This is a genomic window from Bradyrhizobium niftali, from assembly GCF_004571025.1.
GTDB lineage: Bacteria > Pseudomonadota > Alphaproteobacteria > Rhizobiales > Xanthobacteraceae > Bradyrhizobium > Bradyrhizobium niftali.
In genome coordinates this window covers 620,608-639,775 of record NZ_SPQT01000001.1, presented here as the reverse complement: position 1 = coordinate 639,775, position 19,168 = coordinate 620,608, and the positions used below count along the sequence as shown (strand labels likewise).

Sequence of the window (19,168 nt, the reverse complement as noted above, 5' to 3'; positions counted from 1 at the left end):
TGTCGCCGGCTCATGACCGCCTTGTCGGAGAAGAGGTCCGCAAGCGTGTTAGCATGGCGCGGCGTTGACTTACTTCACATGTAAACGTATGCTATCGCATATTTCTGGAGGGTGCAATGGCTGAACGGTCTTTTGCTCGCGAAGTCGAGGATCTCCGGCTCGGCGACGGCGATACGTTCCGCGGCGAAGGCATTCTCGCCATCACCAAGGCGCTGCTGCAATCGGGCGTCGCCTATGTCGGCGGCTACCAGGGCTCGCCGATCTCGCATCTGATGGACGTGCTCGCCGACGCCAAGGACGTGCTCGACGATCTCGGCGTCGTGTTCCAGAGCTCCGCCAACGAGGCGGCCGCGGCGGCGATGCTGTCGGCCTCGGTGATGTATCCCCTGCGCGGCGCGGTGGCGTGGAAGTCGACCGTCGGCACCAACGTGGCCTCCGACGCGCTGGCCAATCTCGCCTCGGGCGGCGTCACCGGCGGCACCATGATCATCGTCGGCGAGGACTACGGCGAAGGCTCCTCCATCATGCAGGAGCGGACCCACGCCTTCGCGATGAAATCGCAGATGTGGCTGCTCGACCCGCGCCCCGACCATGAATGCATCGTCAACCTGATCGAGAAGGGCTTCGAGCTCTCCGAATTCTCGAACACGCCCGTGATGCTCGAAGTTCGCGTCCGCGCCTGTCACATGCACGGCAGCTTCGCCTGCAAGGACAACGTCAAGCCGGCGCATACCATCAAGGATGCGCTCAACAATCCCAAGCGCGACGTCAATCGCATCGTGCTGCCGCCGGCGGCCTATGAGCACGAGCAGGAGAAGATCAAGACGCGGATGCCCGCGGCTATGGGATTCATCCGGGACAACAAGTTGAACGAGTGGATGGGACCGAAGCACGGCAAGGTCGGCATCATCATGCAGGGCGGGATGTACAACAACGTCATCCGCGCGCTGCAATATCTCGGACTGTCGGATGCCTATGGCAACACGCAAGTCCCGCTCTACGTCATGAACGTCACCTACCCCGTGATCGACACCGAGGTCGCGGAATTCTGCGTCGACAAGGATGCCGTGCTCATCGTCGAGGAGGGCCAGCCGGAATATCTGGAGCAGGCGATCAACACGGTGCTGCGCCGCAGGGACATCCAGGCGCGTGTCCATGGCAAGGACGTGCTGCCGATGGGCGGCGACTACACCGCGCAGGTCCTGCTCGGCGGCGTCAGGGAGTTCCTGGAGAAGACCGAGCCGCGGCTGCTCGGCAACCGGCCGCCGGCGCCGGACGCAGCGCCCGTGCTCAATCACCCCGCGGTCGAGAAGCTCAAGCAGGTCGTGCCGGCGCGCCCGCCGGGGCTCTGCACCGGCTGTCCGGAGCGGCCGATCTTCGCCGCCATGAAGCTGGTCGAGGAAGAGCTCGGCCAGCACCACGTCTCCGCCGACATCGGCTGCCATTTGTTCTCGATCCTGCCGCCCTTCAACATCGGCGCGACCACCATGGGCTTCGGCCTCGGCCCGGCCTCGACCTCGGCCTTCAACGTCAAGGCCGACAAGCGCTCGATCGCGGTGATGGGCGACGGCGGCTTCTGGCACAACGGACTGACGAGCGGCATCGGCAATGCCGTCTTCAACAAGCATGATGGCGTGTTCGTCATCGTCGACAATTTCTACACCTCGGCGACCGGCGGTCAGGACATCCTGTCGTCGCGCGCGGTCAACAAGCGGCGAGACACCAACAATTCGATCGTCAAGGCCGTGAAGGGCATCGGCGGCCAGTGGGTGCGTCAGCTCGACCGCACCTATGACGTCGGCAAGATGCGCGACACGCTGAAGGAAGCGCTGACGACCAAGGACGAAGGCCCCAAGGTCATCGTCGCGTCCTCCGAATGCATGCTGAACAAGCAGCGCCGGGTGAAGCCGCAGATCAACAAGGCGATCAAGGACGGGGTACGCATCGTCAAGGAGCGCTTCGGCGTCGACGAGGACGTGTGCACCGGCGACCATGCCTGCATCCGGCTCTCCGGCTGCCCGTCGCTGTCGGTGAAGCAGCTCGACGATCCCTTGCGCGACGATCCGGTCGCGGCGATCGACAATACCTGCGTCGGCTGCGGCAATTGCGGCGAGGTCGCCGAGGCCGCCGTGCTCTGCCCCTCGTTCTACCGCGCCGACGTCATCCACAATCCGACCCGCTGGGACATTTTCAAATCCAGGGTCGCCATGGCCGTGATCGGCTGGCTGCAACGGCGGCGTGATCGCCGGCGCCCGGCACTCGAGGCACTGGCATGAGGGACGAGACGATCCGGCTGGCCCTCCCCGCCGCGGGCGAGGCAACCGAGCGGCCGATCTCGATCGCGATCGTCGCGATGGGCGGCCAGGGCGGCGGCGTCCTGACCGACTGGATCGTGCAGCTTGCCGAGAACCACGGCTGGGTCGCGCAGTCGACCTCGGTGCCCGGCGTCGCGCAGCGCACCGGCGCCACGATCTACTATATCGAGGCGATGCCGCCGCTCGACGGCCGCAAGCCGATCCTGTCGCTGATGCCGACGCCCGGCGACGTCGACGTGGTGATGGCGGCGGAGTTCATGGAGGCCGGCCGCTCCATCCTGCGCGGCCTGGTGACGCCGGACCGCACCACGCTGATCGCCTCAAACCACCGGTCCTTTGCGATCGGCGAGAAGATCGCGCCCGGCAACGGCATCGCCGACGGCGGCGCCGTCACCGGCGCCATCGGGGTTGCCGCCAAGACCGAGATCATCTTCGACCTCAACGCACTGGCGATCGCGCATGGCAGCGTCATCTCGGCCGCGATGTTCGGCGCGCTCGCGGCAGCCGGTGTGCTGCCCTTCAGCCGCGACAGCTATCTCGACGTGATCCGTGCGGTCGGGAAAGGCGCGAAGGCCAGCGTCGAGACGTTCGAGGCCGCCTTCGACCGGGTCAAGACCGGCGCTGCCGACGTTGCAGCGCCGCCGCAACCGAAACAGGCTGGCAATCCCCCCTCTCCCGCAACGCCCGATCCGGATCTTGCCGCGCTCGTCGCAAGACTGAAGCAGGAGCTCCCCGAGCCCGCGCTCACCATGGCCCGCGCCGGCCTGAAGAAGGTGGTCGACTTCCAGGACGTCGCCTATGGCACCGAGTATCTCGACATTCTCAAGACGCTGCACATGGCCGACCGGAACGCCGGCGGTGGCGCGCGGGCCTATGCCTTCACGGAAGCCGCGGCAAAGTACCTCGCCAACGCCATGACGTATGACGACGTCATCCGCGTCGCCGACCTCAAGACGCGCGCCGGTCGCCGCGCGCGCATCGAGACCGAGCTCGAGATGTCGGGAGGACAGCTGCTCCAGACCACCGAATTCATGCATCCGCGCATGGAGGAGGTCATGGGCGTGCTGCCCGCGGGCTTCGGCCGCTGGCTTGGCGGAAAGCCTCGCCTGCTCGGCTGGCTCGATCGCCGTGTCAACCGGGGGCGCCGGGTGCGGACCTACTCGCTGCCGTGGTTCCTGGCGCTTTATGTCGTGGGCGGCCTGCGCGGCCTGCGCCGCCGCTCGCTGCGTCACGCCATCGAGACGGCTCACCGGGACGGATGGCTCAAGGCCGCGACCGACGCGGTCGGCACCAACTACCAGCTGGGTGTCGAGATCCTGCAATGCCGCCGCCTCGTGAAAGGCTATTCCGATACCCACAGCCGGGGGCTGTCGAAATTCGACAAGACGCTGGCGGCGATCAAGCTGGTGGAGCGACGCGAGGATGCCGCCGACTGGGCGCGCCGCCTTCGCGAGGCCGCGCTCAAGGACAGCGCCGGCAAGGAGCTCGACGGCGTGATCCAGACCATCAAGACTTTTGCATGATTCCATCGGCGCGGGACGCAGGATTGGATTGCCGTTCGCCTCGCAGGACGTCAGGATCAATCTTGACTACGATTCTCAGGTTGCTAATCGGAGCGAAAGACCCGCGATAATTCACCCCAATCGACGAGACATTCTGTACTCGATGGTCATGCGATGCCGGCAGCACTCAAAGAGAACATTGTTCCCGTCCCTGGGCAGATCGAGACCCGGCTCTGGCTTCAATTGCTGTCGCTGCATGGCGAGCTGTTCGCCTCGCTGAATTCGATGCTGAACTCCGAGTTCGGCCTGTCGCTCGCAAAATTCGACGTGCTGGCCCTGCTCGATCGCTACAGGGACGGACTTGCGCTCGGGCAGCTGTCGCAAAACCTGAAAGTGACCGGCGGCAATGTCTCGGGCCTCGTGCAGCGTCTTCTCGCCGACGACCTCATCAGCAAGGAGATGTCGAGCGAGGACCGGCGCTCTTTCATCGTGCGTCTGACGCCGAAGGGCGAAGCGCTGTTCAGGAAGGCGGCCGACGTCCACAAGAAGCATCTCGGCAAACGGCTCGATAACGTTTCGGCCCAGGAGCTGGACATCGCCCTGTCCGTGTTGAAATCGCTCTCGTCAAAACTTCGTACCGAGAGCAAGAAGCAAAGTCGCAAGAGATAATGGCCAGAGAATCCAAGAGCAGATGGAAGTCGGGTCCGCCGAGGACCAGGGACCAGCTGCAAACCTACATCCCGTATCTGTTCAACCGGCTCGCCAATCGCTGGAACCTCGACCAGAACCGCGACCTCAGCGAACACGGCGTCAACAATGTCGTGTTCCGGACACTGTCGGTCCTGTTCATCTACAAGACCCTCACCGTCAACGAGATCGCCGTGCTCGCGGTGACCGAGCAGTCGACGGCGAGCCGCATGGTCGAGTCCATGGTGTCGTCCGGGCTCGTCAAGCGCGAGATCGCGGAGGAAGACCAGCGCCGCCGCGTCGTGGGTTTGACGCCGGACGGCGAGGCACTGCTGCGCAAGATCTGGCCGGTCATGGCGGACAACTACGACAAGCTGATCGAAGGCATCGATCCTGATGACATCGAGGTCTGCGCGCGCGTGCTGGCCAGGATGGTCGAGAACATCCGCCAGAACCAGATCTGACGAGTTACGGACCGAGGCCGACGAGGCTGGTGCCGCCGCAGACATAGAGCACCTGGCCGGTGACGAAGTCCGAGCGCTCGTCGAGGAAGAAGGTGATGGCGTGCGCGACATCCTCGCGCGAGCCGAGCCGCCCGACCGGGACGTTGCGCGCCATCCGCTCCTGCTGCTCGGAGCCCTTGGGAATGACGCCCCAGAAATTGTCGGTCAGGATCGGCCCCGGCGCGACCACGTTCACGGTGATGCCGCTCGCGGCAAGCTCCAGCGCCCAGGTCCGCGCCATGCCGTGCACGCCGGCCTTGGTGGCCGAATAGGCCGAGCGCGTCGCCGCGCCCATCGCGGCGCGCGAGCTGACGAACACGATGCGCCCGAAGCGGCGCGACCGCATCCCCTCCAGCGCCGCCTGGGTCAGCAGCATCGGCGCGCCCAGGTGCAACTGCGCCAGCATCAGAATGTCTTCCGGCTTCGCATCGGGCAGCAGGTTCGGCAGGATGATTCCCGCATTGTGCACGAGGCAATCGACGGCGTGATTCCGGCCAATCTCCTGCGCGATCGCGCGCGTCTCCTCGATATTGGTCAGGTCGGCGCGATAGGCCGCGAGCAGATCATGGGTCCAATCCGGCTTCTCCAGCCCGACCGAGACCACGCGCTGCCCGCGCTCGACCAGCTTTCTCGCCAGCGCCTCGCCGATCCCGGAATTGCCGCCGGTGATGAGTGTCGTGCGGATCTCGCCCATGATCAAACCTGCCGCTTCTTGAGGTCGCGCAGATCGAAGAACGCGCCATCGCGCATCAGCCTTGCGACAAAATCCTTCAGCCCGCCGCGCTGGATCTTCTCGGTTGCGGTCAGCGGCAGGCTGTCGACGAAACAGATCCAGCCCGGCGCCTTGTAATAGGCCATCTGCTCCAGGCTCCAGCGGACGATGTCTTCGGCGAGCGCGCGGCCGGCGCCGGCCTCCTCAGCGATGATGACCGCCGCAACCTCGTCGCCGCGCACCTGATCGGGCGTCGCCGCAACCGCGGCCTGCCGGATCGCGGGATGGCGGTTGAGGACCGACTCGACCTCGACCGCGGCAATGTTCTCGCCGGAACGGCGGATCACGTTCTTCTTGCGATCGACGAAATGTAGATCGCCGTCCGCATCGCGCGACACGATATCGCCGGTGTGCAGCCAGCCGCCGTCCCATGCCTCGGCGGTGGCTTGCGGGTTCTTCAGATACTCGCGGAAAAAGCCGTAGCGCGGGTCGGCGCCCGCCCGCCGCACCAGCAGCTCGCCCGGCGTCCCGCTTGGGGCGTCATTGCCGCCGTCGTCGACGATACGAACGTCGACCTCGGGTGCGGGCCGTCCGAAGCAGCTGGTGCCGATCTTGCGCGGCTCGACATTGGCGGCGATGACGCCGCCGCTTCCCGTCTCGGTCATCGCCCAGGCCTCCAGCAGCGGAAAGCCGAAGCGTTGCTCGAACGGCGCGTGCAGGAGCTTGTCGACGCCGGCGCCGAAGCCGAAGCGCACGGTGTGCGCGCGGTCCTGCCCGGACGGCGGCGCGCTCATCAGCATCGAGGGCATGACGCCGAGATAATGCAGGCAGGTGGCGCGACTGTCGCGGACGGAAGCCCACCAGCTGCGCGGATGGAAGCGATCGAGCATGGTCAGGCTGCCGCCGACCGACAGCATCGCCATCAGCGACACCGCCATCGCGTTCATGTGGAACAGCGGCAGCGGCGTGATCATGCGCTCGCCATCCGGCTTGAGAGCGATCAGCCCGCCGACGTCGCGATACCAGTTGCCGGAATGCAGGAAATAGGTGTTGGTGAGCACGCAGCCCTTGGACTGCCCGGTCGTCCCCGACGTATAGAGCAGCGCGCATTCGGTCGAGCCGTCACTTGTGCTCGCCTGCCGCAAGCCGCCGAATGGCGCGGGCACGTCGTCCTCACTGGTCACGACGGGGATCGGCCGGCCGGCCTGGCGCGCCGCCGTCTCCACCTCGTCGCGACGCTCGGCAAGGACGAAAGCAGCGTTCATCTCGGAATGCGCGATGATGTATTCGAGCTCGCTCAACCGCAGATCCGGATTGATCGGCACCACGGAGACGCCGAGCGCGTTGAGCGCGAACCACAGCTCGACGAACACCGGCCTGTTCTGAAGCAGCAGCCCGACCCGGTGGCCTTCGCCATAGCCGCAGCTCGCGAACGCGGCGCGCCAGCGCTCCACGCGATCGAGCATGGCGCGATAGGAGATCTCCTCCGCCGCAATGCCGTAGATGCCAGCCGTCTCCGGCAGCACGTTGAGGAAGCCCGCCTCGCCGCGGCGAAGGGCGGTCTCGCGAAAGCGGGCGTAGACTGTGGTCGCAGCGGTCAAATTCGTCTCACATGAAGAGCTGGATGTTGCCGAACGGCGCGTCGAAATTGACGAGATCGACACGCTTGAGCTTGATCTTCAGGGCATCGCCGACCTGAACGAGATCGTGCGAGGCCCATCCCGAATAGCGCTCCAGCATGTCACCGCGCGTCTCGGTGTAGATGTACGACGTCCGCGCCTTGAACACGCCGGCAGCCGTGTCGCACGCCACGATCTGCGGCGCCTGCAGCAGATGGTGGCAACGGCTCTTCGGCTTCTGGCTGAAGGTGCGCTCGCCGGCGAGACGCTCGACCCGCACCTTCAGGAGCAGCAGGTCCTCGTACATCAGCGACGGCTGGAGCACCGGATCCTGCTGCTGCCATTCCAGCGGCATCCAGTAGCGCCCTTCGGGGTGAAACAGATCGAGCCAGGCCTGCCATTGCATCGTATCAAGCAGATCGGCCTCGCGATAGATGAAGTCGGTAATCGTCTTCTCGGTGATCATTCCGCGGCCTCGACGCGCTTGTCCATGTCCATGGTCATGAATTTCGCCCAGGCGTGGAACTGGTTGCGCATCTGGCGCTCGGAGGTGCCATTGATCACCGCCGTGACGTCCTGCTCTTCATCGCTCTCGTAGAGCCGCCGCAGATTGACCCATTGATTGCCGTTGGACTTCAGCCCCTCCTGCGCCCGCTCATACATTTCGAGGTCGTCGTGTCCGACGATCGAGGTCGGCGCGTTGATGAAGCGGTTGTACATCAGCGCCCGCTCGTAGAGCTTGTCGGGCGCGCCGACCAGGCGATAGACCCAGCTCTCGACCAGCGTCCTGTCGACCGCGATCGGGATGAAGTTGCGCAGGATCTGGACGGCGCCCTTGACCATGATGTTGGGGAAATAGACGGTGTTGTGCCTGACCTCGCCGAGGATCTCGTGCGCCCGCTTCTCGCCATAGGCCGCGACCATCTGGTCGAGATAGCCCGGGATATCCGAGTAGTTCGAATGGATGGAGTTGGCGACGCCGGTATGGCCGTGGCCGTTCGGCCAGATCCTGATGCCGCTCTGCTCGTAGAACTCGTACGGGCTCATGAAGGGACCGTAGAGCTGCACCGCCATCGGCGTTTCCGTGGAATCGCCCTGTTCGCGCTTCCAGACTTTCACCGCGGTGCCGGCCGAGCTCTCATGCGCCACCATCGGGTGGCAGGTGTCGGTCTGGTTCTCGACCAGCATCTTCCAGTTGCAGGTGTGCATGTAGCGGATCGGCGTCGCCATGACGGCGAGCTTCCCTTCCGGCGAGCGGTCGACCATGTTGTCGATGGTCGAAAGGCTCTCGCCGAAATAGTCCTCGAAGGAAACGCCGCTGTCGCTCAGCCGTGCGAAGATGAAGTCGCGATGGATCACGACGTTCTTGACCTTGGACAGCCCTTCATTCGCCTGGGTGTCGCCGAAGCCGGTGCCCTCGTAGCCTTTCTTCAGGGGGATCGCGAGCAGCGAGCCGTCAGTCTTGAAAGACCAGGCGTGATAGGGACAGCGGAAGAACTTTCCGGTGTTGCCGCAGGGCTCGGAGGCGAGCTTCGTGCCCTTGTGCGGGCAACGATTGTAGAACACGTGGATGGAGCCGTCGGTATGGCGGCTTGCCAGCACCGGCTGCCGGCCGATATTGGCGGTGATGAAATCGCCGGGCTTCGCCAACTGGCTGGCATGCCCGACATAGACCCAGCTGTTCGGGAACAGATGCTCCATCTCGAGCTCGAATATCTCGGGGTCGACATAGACGTCGCGATGAACCTCGGCCTCGCGCACCAGCGCGGCAATCGCGTGGGCATCCCTTCCGTATTTCGCCATTGCGTCCCTCGCCTCCCTCACAAATCCAGTACCAGACGTTCCGACTTCGCGCGCGACACGCAGATCTGCATGACCTTGTTGGAGGCCTTCTCGTCGTCGCTGAGGATGACGTCGCGATGGTCGGGCACCCCTTCGACCACGCCGCACTGGCAGATGCCGCAATCGCCGCGCTGGCAGTCATAGAGCACGTCGAGGCCCGCCGCCTCCAGCGCCTGGATGATGGTCTGGCCGGCCGCGACGCCGACGACCTGTCCGGTCGATCTGATCTCGACCTCAAACGGCAGGTCGGGTGAAGACGGCTGCTCCGCCTTGAAGAGTTCGTAGTGGATGCGGTCCGCCGGGACGCCCCCGGCAAGCGCGGCCGCCTTCACCGCGTCGATCATCCCCGCAGGACCGCAGACGTAGATGTGGGAGTTTGCGGCCGCTTCCCTGAGCGCCGCAGCAATATCCAGACGGGACTCGTCGCTGTCGTAGTGAACGGACAGGCCCTTGGCGCAAATGTCCCGCAGATGCGGCAGGAACGCCAAAAGTCCTTGCGTGCGGCCCGCGTAATGCAGGCGAAACGGACTTGCGCGGGCGGTGAGCTCTGCCGCCATCGACAGGATCGGCGTGACACCGATGCCGCCGGCAAACAACAGCGCGGGCGCTGGCCCCTCGTGCAGATGAAAATTGTTCACCGGCGCGCTCGCCTTCACGACATCGCCGATCTTCAGCGCATGCATGAACTGCGAACCGCCGGTCGAGGCCTCCTCGCGCAGCACCCCGAGGGCCAGCGCACCCTCAGGGAGGCCCGGCAAGGCCATCAGCGAGTACGGCCGGTCGCCTCCGTTCGGGAGCGCCACGCGGACATGGGCGCCTGCCTGCCATCGCGGCACGGGGCCGTCCTCCACGCCAAGCACAAGGCTCCGTATGAACGGCGTCTCCGCGGCATACGACCTGACCTTGAGCTTGAGCGGATGCGCGTCCATTCAGGCATCTCACGAATTATATGAATTTGCATATTTTTAGACATGTAATAATTGGATGTCAATCGGCCGCATGGGGCGACCCGGAGGCCCCGGCGCCGGCCGCCCTACTCGATCGGCGCCGGCCGCACCAGCTGGAAGAGATCGCGAGGCCGCGCATACCAGCCCGACCCGTGCATGCGGGCGATGAGGTCGAGGCCGACCGTATCGATATAGCCTCGCTGTGCATCGATCACGAACTGCTCCGCCACATGAGCACAGACGATCTCGCCGATCACCGCGATCTGCCGGGGCCCGGTCTCCTGAACCGAGAGGGAGCGACATTCGAACGCCACCGGGCACCCCTTGATGAGCGGAGGTGCGACCATCTGCGAAGGCAGTGTTTGAAGCCCCGCAATCTCCATCTCGTCGACGCCGGCCGGAGCATCGACGGCCGTCGCGTTCATGGCTTCAGCCATCTGGTGCGACACCAGGTGAGCGACGAACTCACGCGTCTCGACGATATTCTGCGCCGTGTCTTTCAAACCCTTGTTCGGATGGCGCAGCAGGCCGAGCACGACCGTCGGCGGTTCATGCCCGAGGACGTTGAAGAAGCTGAAGGGCGCGGCATTGGCGGCGCCGTCCAAGGAGCGGGTCGTCACCCACGCGATGGGGCGCGGCGTAACGGTCGCGGTGAGAATCTTGTAGCGGATATCCGCCGGAAGCTGGCCCATATCGAAGAGCATCGGTCCCTCAATTGTGTACACGATCGGCGCTGACGGTTGATACCGCCCGCTTCGGTCGATCGTCGACGACGAGCTGGAAAACGTCCGGACGGGAATAGTGCCCCGCCGCGTCGAAATCAAACTTGCCGCGCGTCACCTCATCGAGCGCAATGTCGGCATACAAGATGGTCTCACCCTCGAAGCATGGCCCCGCCAGCACCTTGCCAAGCGGATTGACGATGGCGCTGCCGCCGCGCATGAGCACGGTCTCGGGATCGGCCCCCAGCACGCACTCGTAGCCCGCCGGGAAGGCGCCGCGCTTGAGATGCTGACAGGCCGTCAGGACGAAGCACCGTCCCTCCAGGGCGATATGCTGCATGGTCGGAAGCCAGGTATCGCGATCATCCGCGGTTGGAGCGCAGTAGATGCTGATGCCCTGGCTGTACATGTGCATGCGCAGCATCGGCATGTAGTTCTCCCAGCAGATCACCGCGCCGATATTGCCGAGCGAGGTCTCGAACACCGGCATGGTCGAACCGTCGCCGAAACCCCAGATCAGCCGCTCGCCCGCGGTCGGCATCAGCTTGCGGTGCTTGCCGACGAGCCCACGAGCCCCGTCGAAGAACAGCGCCGTGCAGTAGAGCGTGCCCTGCTCTCGCTCGATGCAGCCGATGACCGTGAAGGCACCGGTTGCGGCCGCTGCCGCGGCGATCGTCTCGATCTCCGCGCCATCGAGATCGATCGCCGCCTCCCAATACAAACGGAACGCCTCACGTCCTTCGGGCTTGCGCATGCCGACGGGAGCGCCGAACGAATTTCCCTTGGGATAGCCGCCAATGAAGGCTTCAGGGAAAACGACCAGCCTGGCGCCGGCGTCGGCGGCCTTCTCGATCAGGGCCGCCGCCTTTTGTGCCGACGCCAGCGAGCTTGTCGGATCCGACGCGGCCTGAACGACGGCCGCCTTGTACGTATTCGGTCGATTGATATCCATAACGTCATCCCGGGCACGGAAACGGAGAGCGGGCCGCTGCTGCGGCCCGCCAGCATGTCGCACTCAGTGATCAGTCTCGATTTGCGGCCGGTTCGGCAGCATGATCGATCCGACCACGGCAACGACCGTGCAAATGACGACCGGATACCACAGTCCCGCAAACACGTCGCCGACCGCGAGCGAAAGGTAGGTCGCAAAGAACGGCAGGAAGCCACCGAAGATGCCGGCGCCGATGTGGTAGGGAAACGAAAGCGCCGTGTATCGGATGTTCGCCGGGAACACCTCGACCAGGAACGACGCCACCGGCCCATAGACCATCGCGACGATGACGGTCATGACGACCAGCAGAAAGACGATGTAGGCCGACGACACCTTTGCGGGATCCGCCTTGGCGGGGTAACCCGCCTCGGACAAGGCCTTGCGGTAAGCCGCCGCATCGTATCCGGAAATCGTCCTGCCATTGACCGTCATGGATACGGCCTGGCCGTCGACCGGAGCGGCATAGCTGAAGTTGATGCCGCTTCCGATCAGCAGCTTCTTGGCCTGGACGCAGGGCTTGCCATGATCGCCGTGCGAGCTCAGCAGCGCGGCCACAAGGCCGAACTTGCACGCTTCGCTGGTGGTGTCGGCGTGCACTATCACCGGCGCGCTGCGCGTGGCAGCCACGAGCTGCGGATTTGCAGCCTCCAGCAGCGACGAAAACATCGGCCGGTAGCACAACGCCGACAGCACGAGCCCCGTCATCATCAGCCATTTGCGTCCAACCCGATCGGACAGCCAGCCGAAGAAGACGAACGCGGGAGCACCGATGACGAGGCCGATCGCCATCAGGATGTAGGATGTTTGCAGGTCGATCCTTGCGATCTGCTGCATGAAGATCATCACGTAGAACTGGCCGGTGAAGTAGGTGGACCCCATGCCCGCGGTCACGCCGAACAGCGCGATCAACACCAGGCGAAGGCTGGACCACCGGGCGAAGGTGTCTCTGACCGGGCTCCTGGACAGGCGTCGCTCGGCCTTGAGACGCGTGAAGACGGGCGATTCGTGCAGCCTGGCTCGGACGTAGATCGAGAACGCCAGCATCGCGATCGAGATGATGAACGGAGCGCGCCATCCCCAGGCCTTGAAATCGGCCTCGCTCATGACGCTCTGCGTCCCGATGATGACCGCGATGGAGAGCGCCAGCCCGACCGACGATGTGATCTGGATCCAGCCGGTCAGAAGCCCGCGCCGATCCGGGCGCGAGTGTTCCGCAACGTAGATGACGGCGCCGCCATATTCGCCGCCGACCGCGAGGCCCTGGATCAATCGCAGCATGACCAGCGAAATCCATGCAGCGTGACCCACGCTGGCATAGGTGGGCAGGAAGCCGATCATGGCCGTGCCGCCTCCCATCATCACGATGGTGATGAGGAAGGTATATTTTCGACCGACCAGATCGCCGATGCGGCCGAAGACCACTGCGCCGATCGGCCGGATCACGAAGCCGGCCGCAAGAGCACCGAGCGAAGCAAGCACGGCGGCGGTCGGGTTGTCCGGCGGAAACAATACCGAGCTCATGAACACGGCCAGCGAGCCGTAGATGAAGAAGTCGTACCACTCGAACACGGTGCCGAGGGTCGAGGCGAGAACGACCTGCCGCTCCTCGCTGCGCGTCAGATTCTGGTCGGCGGGTACCGCCGTCGCTCGTGCATCCATCGTCATTCCCCTGTTTGCGCCCGCGGCCAAACCCAGCCCCGCTTCACACAATTTTATTTAGTCATATACGTATGATGTCGTCAAATACAGCAAGCTTGAATATCCGGCGCGACGCGCCCAATAATGCGCCAACACGACACCCGCCATAACACCCTGATCTATAAGGATTTTCAGTGAAGAAGCCGCGCCGCCCCCGCCCGCCGGATCCGGCGCCTGCGTCCGCACGAGGAGCCAAACCCGGCAAAATCAGCAAGGCCGAACGGCCCGGACGGCGCGGCATTCAGTCGATCGAGATCGGCTTCAAGATCCTCGACTACCTCAGGACCGAAATGCGGCCCGTGCCGCTGAAGATGATCGCCGCCAACACCGGAATGTCAGCGGCCAACGTCCACTATTATCTCGTGAGCTTTCAGGCGGTGGGCATCGTCCGGCAGGAGAGCGACACCGGCTGCTATGCCCTCGGCCCCTACGCATTGAAGCTCGGCATGGCGGCCATCGAGCAATTCGACGTCTTCGCCGTCGCGCGGCCGGCCATGACCGAACTCGCAACGACGATCGGCCACACGGTGTTTCTCGGCGTGTGGGGCAATCGTGGCCCGACCATCATCTATCGCGTCGAGGGCGGAGCCAGCCGGCCCATCATCGAGCTGCGTGTCGGAAGCGTCCTGAGCCTGCTGCGGTCTGCGCTCGGGCGAAACTTCCTTGCACATCTGCCGCGCTCGCTGACCGGCGAGATGCTGGATCAGGAGCTCAAGGAGGAACGCTCGCGCGAGGCGCGGGTGGATGACGCGCCAACCACCAAGGCCGAGGTGGAGGAGATGATGGACACGATCCGGCGCGACGGCATCAGCCGTTGTCGTGACGCCCTGCTGCCGAACTTCACCTCCCTGTCCGCACCGATCTTCGACCAGGCCGGGTTCATGATCGCAGCCATCACGATGATGGGACCCATCGGTATTCTCGACGATGACCTGAAAGGTCCGACAGCGACGGCCCTGATCGCTCACGCGCGCGCCGTCTCCGCGACCGCCGGCTGGCAAGGCGGAGGCTGAACCGCCCGGAGTTACGGCAGATTGTCCCGCAGGAAAATATCGATGCGAATGCGTTCCTGGTCGGGGCTGATGGGCTCCCCCGAGCAATGCGCGAGCAGGACTCGCGCCGCAGACCGCGCCTCGTGGCCGGGGTCCTGGTTGATGATCGCATCGAGCGTGCCGCGAACCAGAAAACGCCGCGTGTGCTGGGTCAGCTCATGGGTGATCCAGACCACCTCGCGCGCGCGTCCCGAGGCCTCGAGCGCATCGGCGATGCCTCGGTTCCCGGCGCCGCAGCAATAGATGCCGCGGAGATCGGCATGGCGCGCCAGCAGCGCGGCCGTGAGCTTCCGCGTTCGGTCGCTGTCGTCGCGCCCCTCGATGACCGGAAGCGCGCGCAAATCCGGATACTCGCTGGACAGGATCTGGTAAAACCCGAACTGCCGCTCGGTGTGATCGCGCAGCGACAGCGATCCCGCGATCACGGCCACCGCTCCCTCGCGGCGGGCCAGGAAACGGCCCATCAGGGTGGCCGCAGTCCGCCCCGCGGCCGGGTTGTCGATACCGACATAGTGCAGGCGGCGCGAGCTCGGCGCGTCCGACACCAGGGTCACCACGGCGACCCCGCGGCCTGTGAGTTCGTCGATCGCGGCGCGGACCCTCGGATGGTCGAGCGCGATGACGGCGACGCCCTGATAGGCCGGCGACAGGTTTTCCAGCGCACTGGCCAGCACGTCCGGATCGAACACGTCGACATGGAGGATATCGATGAAGCCGCGCTGGCCGGCGAGCCAGTCCGCGGCGCGCTGGACCTGCTCGGTCAGGTTGGTCATAAAGCTGTTGCTGCCGGTCGGCAGTACGAACGCGAAGCGGAACGTTTGGCCGCGGGCGAGCCGCGCGGCCGCGACGTCGGCACGATAGCCGAGCTTTGCCACCGCGGCCTCGACACGCGCGACCGTCTTGGCGCGCACGCCCTCGCGCCGGTTGACGACGCGGTCGACGGTGGCGAGCGAAACGCCCGCCGCGCGCGCGACATCCTCGAGCGTGGCGCGAAGCACCGGCTGCGCCGCGCCGCCTGTCATTCGCGCGCCGCCCACAGCATGCCGCGGGTCATCATCGTCCGGATCTCCGGGACGTCGAGCTCGTAGGCGCGGTGGCCGAGCGAGGAGTAGAACACCCTGCCCGCGCCGTAGCGCTTCTTCCACACCACGGGCATGACCACGCCCTCGATCCAGGGCGCGCGCTCGCCGGTGAAGGTCGTCGTCGCCAACACCTCGTTGGCGGGGTCGACATGCATGTAATACTGCTCTGAACGATGCTCGAAACTCTTCAGACCCTTCATGATGGGGTCATCCGGCTTCGTCAAGTCGACCTTGTAGTCGATGATGTTGCCGGGATGCGCGACCCACTGCCCGCCGCACAGGAACTGGTAGTCGACGGAATCGCGGAACGCGTCGCACATGCCGCCATGATGGCCGGCGAGCCCGACGCCGCTGCGCACCGCCGCGCAGAGATTGAGCGCTTCAGCCTTCTCGATCTTCGACATGGTGTAGATCGGGATGATCAGCGACAGATCGTGGATCGCGGGATCGGCGAACGCCGCCGTCGTGGTTTCGATCCGCACCTCGAAGCCTTCCGCCTTCAGCCAGCCGCGGATCATCGAGGCACAGAGATCCGGATCGTGTCCCGGCCAGCCACCCCAAACAATCATTGCCTTGCGCATGTTTCTGTCCTCAGTCGATCTGTCCGGTTTCGCGTCCGGCCGGCAGCATCGCCGGCCGCTCGACGCGGCTCTCGATCCCGACGCGCCGGCCTTCGTCGGCGGAGGTCTGGAACGCCTCCATCACCTCCAGCACGTGGAAGGCAAGCGCCCCGCTGGCGCGGTGCGGCCGGTTGTTCAGGATCGCGGCAGCCATGTCGGCAACGCCGATCGAGCGGAACTCGCCGTCGACATGGCCGTGCGTCAGCGGCACCGTCTCCCATTCACCGCCGGTCTTTGCCACCTGCACCTCGCCGCCGAAGCGGTTCGGGTCCGGCACCAGCATGCTGCCCTTGTCGCCATAGATCTCGATCGGCGCGTGCCGGTGCTTCGGCACGTCGAAGCTCATGGCGATCGAGACGACCGCCCCGCTCTCGAATTCGAGCGTGCCCGCCACGTGGGTCGATACCTCGACCGGAATCAGCGTGCCGTTCATCGGCTGGCTGGTGACCACGCGCTCGGATTTCGGACGCGCGGTCGAGCCCATCACGCTTGCGACCGGGCCGAGCAGCTGCACCAGATCGGTGATGTAGTACGGCCCCATGTCCAGCATCGGCCCGCCACCGCGCAGGTAATAGAAGCCCGGCGCCGGATGCCAGCGCTCGTGGCCGGGGCAGCCGAAGAAGGCGCTGCCCGCAACCGGCGTGCCGATCGCACCGTCGTCGATCAGCTTGCGCGCGGTCTGGTGTCCGCCGCCGAGGAACGTATCCGGCGCGCAGCCGACGCGAAGGTTCTTCTGCGCAGCGAGATCCATCACCTTTGCCGCCTCCGCGACGTTGATGCCGAGCGGTTTCTCGGAGTGGACATGCTTGCCGGCATTGAGCACGGCGAGGCTGACGTCGGTGTGGGCGAGCGGCACGGTGAGATTGATGACGATCTCGACGTCGTCGCGCCTCAGCAACTGATCGACCCGCATCCCCGGCAGGCCGAAGGCCGCGCCCTGGCGCTCCGCGGCATCGCTGCGCATGTCGGCGAGCGCCTTGACCTCCATGAAAGGAAAGCGCTGGGCCGCCTTCAGATAGGCGGTACTGATATTACCGCAGCCGATGATTCCGATGCCTATTCTTCTCATTGTGATCTCCGTGAGATACCGTTCATCCCTTGACCGCGCCTGCAGTGAGGCCGGCGACGATGTGCTTCTGCGCCAGAAGGAAGAGAACGACCGTCGGCAGGATGGTCAGCGTGATGAAGGCCAGGATCAGGTGCCACTCGGACGAATACTCGCCCTGATAAACCATGATGCCGAGCGGCCAGGGATACAGTGCATCGGTGTTGAGCATCACCAGCGGCAGCAGATAGGCGTTCCAGCTGTTGACGAAGGTGATGGTGCCGACGGTGGCAAGGATCGGCCGTGACAGCGGCAGCGTCACGTAGCGAAAGAACTTGATATAGCTGCAGCCGTCGACCAGCGCGGCTTCGAGCAGTTCATAGGGAATGTCCTTGAAGAAGCGCCGCAGCAGCAGCACGCTCATGGCCAGGCTGAACGCGACCTGCGGCAGCGCGACGCCGAAATAGGTATCGAGCAGCCCGAGATCGCGCACCTTGATGAACAGCGGCAGCACCGCTGTCGCGGCCGGAAACAGCAGGCCGAGCGTCAGATAGCTCAGCAACATCGAGCTGCCGTAGAACCTGACATGGGCGAAGGTGAACGCGGCCATCGAGGCCGTGATCAGGGTCAGGATCACCGCGAGCGTCGAGATGACCAGCGAGTTGCGGAGCAGCTGCCAGTAGCGCGCCGAGAACAGGATGTCGGCATAGTTCTGCCATTCCCAGTGCCTGGGCAGGCCGAACGGATTGACGCGCAGCTCACCGAGCGACTTGAAGCCGCCGAGCAGGGTCGCGAGCAGCGGCACCAGCACGAAGATGGCGATCACGGCGAGGAACAGCGCCTTGAACAATATTGCGGGATCGAACGGGGTGCGGGTGGTCTCGGCGTCATTCATCGCGCATGAACCATCGCTTGTAGGTGAAGGCAAAGGTCACGCAGATCACGAACAGGATGACGCCGATGGCGCTGCCATAGCCGACGCGCATGCGGGAGATGCCGTTGTTGTAGAGGAAGCTCACCATCGTGTTGGAGGAATCCGCAGGTCCTCCGCGCGTCAGCGGCATCACCAGGTCGAATAGCTGCAGCGAACCGATGATGGCGAAGAACACGGAGAGCCGGATCGTCGGATAGAGCAAGGGGATGACGACGTGGCGGAGCGTCTGCGACCGCGTCGCGCCGTCGATGGTGGCCGCCTCGACCAGGCTCTTGTCGAGCCCCTGGAGTGCGGCGATGAACAGCATCATGTGGAAGCCAAAATACTTCCAGACGATGACGATCAGCACCGCCAGCATCGCCGTGTCGGTCGAGGCCAGCAGATGCGGCGCCTCGGCGCCGAAGGTGCGCCAGATCGAGGCGACCAGGCCATAATCGCCGTCATAGACGAACGAGAAGATCAGCCCGGTTGCGATCTCCGCCAGAATGTAGGGCATGAAGAACAGCATCCGCAGCGCCACTGCGCCGCGGAAACGCTCCGCGAGCATCAAGGCCAGCGTGAGCGCAAGCGGCAACTGTACCAGCAGCGAGACCGCGATGATCAGCCCGTTGTTGCGCAGCGCGAGCCAGAAGGCGCGCGTCTCCAGCACGAAGCGGTAATTGTCGAAGCCGATCCAGTTGGTCGACCTGCCAAAGCCGTTCCAGTTGAAGGCCGAGTACCAGGCGGCCTCGCCGATCGGCAGCACCACGAACAGCGTGAACAGCAGCAGCGCCGGCGGCAGGAACAGGATCAGCACCGTGAAGCGGCCGTCCCAGCCGGGACCGCGGACCGCTGTCGACGAGAACGATGGCTGTGCAACGCCTATCGCCGGCGCGCTCGCGATCCGTCGCGCCACCG

18 protein-coding genes are annotated in these 19,168 nt (G+C 64.9%); 5 read left to right on the top strand and 13 right to left on the bottom strand.

Features of this window, described 5'->3' with window-relative positions:
- Window positions 1-116: 116 nt before the first annotated feature.
- From E4K65_RS02815 to E4K65_RS02800, 4 genes are all read left to right on the top strand, one after another.
- Window positions 117-2,276 carry a thiamine pyrophosphate-dependent enzyme gene (locus E4K65_RS02815; protein ID WP_135172810.1) on the top strand — a complete coding sequence of 720 codons (2,160 nt, stop codon included), beginning with the start codon at window positions 117-119 and terminating at the stop codon, window positions 2,274-2,276.
- Window positions 2,273-3,838 (top strand): indolepyruvate oxidoreductase subunit beta family protein, encoded by a 1,566-nt coding sequence (locus tag E4K65_RS02810; RefSeq protein WP_135172809.1) that lies wholly within the window; start codon window positions 2,273-2,275, stop codon window positions 3,836-3,838. The genes E4K65_RS02815 and E4K65_RS02810 overlap by 4 nt, the downstream gene beginning before the upstream one ends.
- A 153-nt stretch (window positions 3,839-3,991) precedes the next feature.
- On the top strand, window positions 3,992-4,486 hold the full coding sequence (locus tag E4K65_RS02805) for a MarR family winged helix-turn-helix transcriptional regulator (RefSeq protein WP_135172808.1): 495 nt from the start codon (window positions 3,992-3,994) through the stop codon (window positions 4,484-4,486).
- Window positions 4,486-4,968 (top strand): MarR family winged helix-turn-helix transcriptional regulator, encoded by a 483-nt coding sequence (locus E4K65_RS02800; RefSeq protein ID WP_027548879.1) that lies wholly within the window; start codon window positions 4,486-4,488, stop codon window positions 4,966-4,968. Before E4K65_RS02805 ends, E4K65_RS02800 begins: the two co-directional genes overlap by 1 nt.
- A gap of 4 nt (window positions 4,969-4,972) precedes the next feature.
- On the opposite strand, the gene E4K65_RS02795 is transcribed toward E4K65_RS02800, so the two are convergent.
- The 8 genes from E4K65_RS02795 to E4K65_RS02760 all read right to left on the bottom strand — a co-directional run bounded on the left by E4K65_RS02795 (window position 4,973) and on the right by E4K65_RS02760 (window position 13,499).
- Window positions 4,973-5,701 (bottom strand): SDR family NAD(P)-dependent oxidoreductase, encoded by a 729-nt coding sequence (locus tag E4K65_RS02795; protein ID WP_135172807.1) that lies wholly within the window; start codon window positions 5,699-5,701, stop codon window positions 4,973-4,975.
- A 2-nt stretch (window positions 5,702-5,703) separates the two neighbouring features.
- Window positions 5,704-7,320 carry an ATP-dependent acyl-CoA ligase gene (locus E4K65_RS02790; RefSeq protein ID WP_167770471.1) on the bottom strand — a complete coding sequence of 539 codons (1,617 nt, stop codon included), beginning with the start codon at window positions 7,318-7,320 and terminating at the stop codon, window positions 5,704-5,706.
- Between the two features lie 7 nt (window positions 7,321-7,327).
- Complete coding sequence (locus E4K65_RS02785; protein WP_135172806.1) at window positions 7,328-7,804, bottom strand: aromatic-ring-hydroxylating dioxygenase subunit beta; 477 nt, start codon at window positions 7,802-7,804, stop codon at window positions 7,328-7,330.
- On the bottom strand, window positions 7,801-9,141 hold the full coding sequence (locus E4K65_RS02780) for an aromatic ring-hydroxylating dioxygenase subunit alpha (RefSeq protein ID WP_167770470.1): 1,341 nt from the start codon (window positions 9,139-9,141) through the stop codon (window positions 7,801-7,803). The genes E4K65_RS02785 and E4K65_RS02780 overlap by 4 nt, the downstream gene beginning before the upstream one ends.
- Window positions 9,142-9,158: 17 nt before the next feature.
- Complete coding sequence (locus E4K65_RS02775; protein ID WP_135172804.1) at window positions 9,159-10,109, bottom strand: PDR/VanB family oxidoreductase; 951 nt, start codon at window positions 10,107-10,109, stop codon at window positions 9,159-9,161.
- A 104-nt stretch (window positions 10,110-10,213) separates the two neighbouring features.
- On the bottom strand, window positions 10,214-10,831 hold the full coding sequence (locus E4K65_RS02770; protein ID WP_135172803.1) for a flavin reductase family protein: 618 nt from the start codon (window positions 10,829-10,831) through the stop codon (window positions 10,214-10,216).
- A gap of 7 nt (window positions 10,832-10,838) precedes the next feature.
- Entirely contained in the window at window positions 10,839-11,801 is a 963-nt protein-coding gene (locus E4K65_RS02765; protein WP_135172802.1) for a nitrilase, read from the bottom strand.
- 63 nt (window positions 11,802-11,864) lie between these two features.
- Entirely contained in the window at window positions 11,865-13,499 is a 1,635-nt protein-coding gene (locus tag E4K65_RS02760; protein WP_235885434.1) for an MFS transporter, read from the bottom strand.
- A 173-nt stretch (window positions 13,500-13,672) separates the two neighbouring features.
- Here E4K65_RS02760 and E4K65_RS02755 point away from each other — a divergent pair, with 173 nt between their 5' ends.
- A complete protein-coding gene (locus E4K65_RS02755; protein WP_135172800.1) occupies window positions 13,673-14,551 on the top strand; it encodes an IclR family transcriptional regulator in 879 nt (292 codons plus the stop codon).
- An 11-nt stretch (window positions 14,552-14,562) separates the two neighbouring features.
- Here the strand turns inward: E4K65_RS02755 and E4K65_RS02750 are convergent, their stop codons facing one another.
- From E4K65_RS02750 to E4K65_RS02730, 5 genes are read right to left on the bottom strand one after another with little or no spacing between them, the layout of a single operon-like run.
- On the bottom strand, window positions 14,563-15,612 hold the full coding sequence (locus tag E4K65_RS02750; protein WP_135172799.1) for a LacI family DNA-binding transcriptional regulator: 1,050 nt from the start codon (window positions 15,610-15,612) through the stop codon (window positions 14,563-14,565).
- Window positions 15,609-16,253 (bottom strand): ThuA domain-containing protein, encoded by a 645-nt coding sequence (locus tag E4K65_RS02745; RefSeq protein ID WP_135172798.1) that lies wholly within the window; start codon window positions 16,251-16,253, stop codon window positions 15,609-15,611. Before E4K65_RS02745 ends, E4K65_RS02750 begins: the two co-directional genes overlap by 4 nt.
- A 10-nt stretch (window positions 16,254-16,263) precedes the next feature.
- Window positions 16,264-17,361, bottom strand: coding sequence for a Gfo/Idh/MocA family protein (locus E4K65_RS02740; RefSeq protein WP_135172797.1), 1,098 nt, complete (start codon window positions 17,359-17,361; stop codon window positions 16,264-16,266).
- Between the two features lie 22 nt (window positions 17,362-17,383).
- A complete protein-coding gene (locus E4K65_RS02735) occupies window positions 17,384-18,232 on the bottom strand; it encodes a carbohydrate ABC transporter permease (RefSeq protein ID WP_135172796.1) in 849 nt (282 codons plus the stop codon).
- Entirely contained in the window at window positions 18,225-19,166 is a 942-nt protein-coding gene (locus E4K65_RS02730) for a carbohydrate ABC transporter permease (RefSeq protein ID WP_135172795.1), read from the bottom strand. Before E4K65_RS02730 ends, E4K65_RS02735 begins: the two co-directional genes overlap by 8 nt.
- Window positions 19,167-19,168 lie beyond the last annotated feature (2 nt).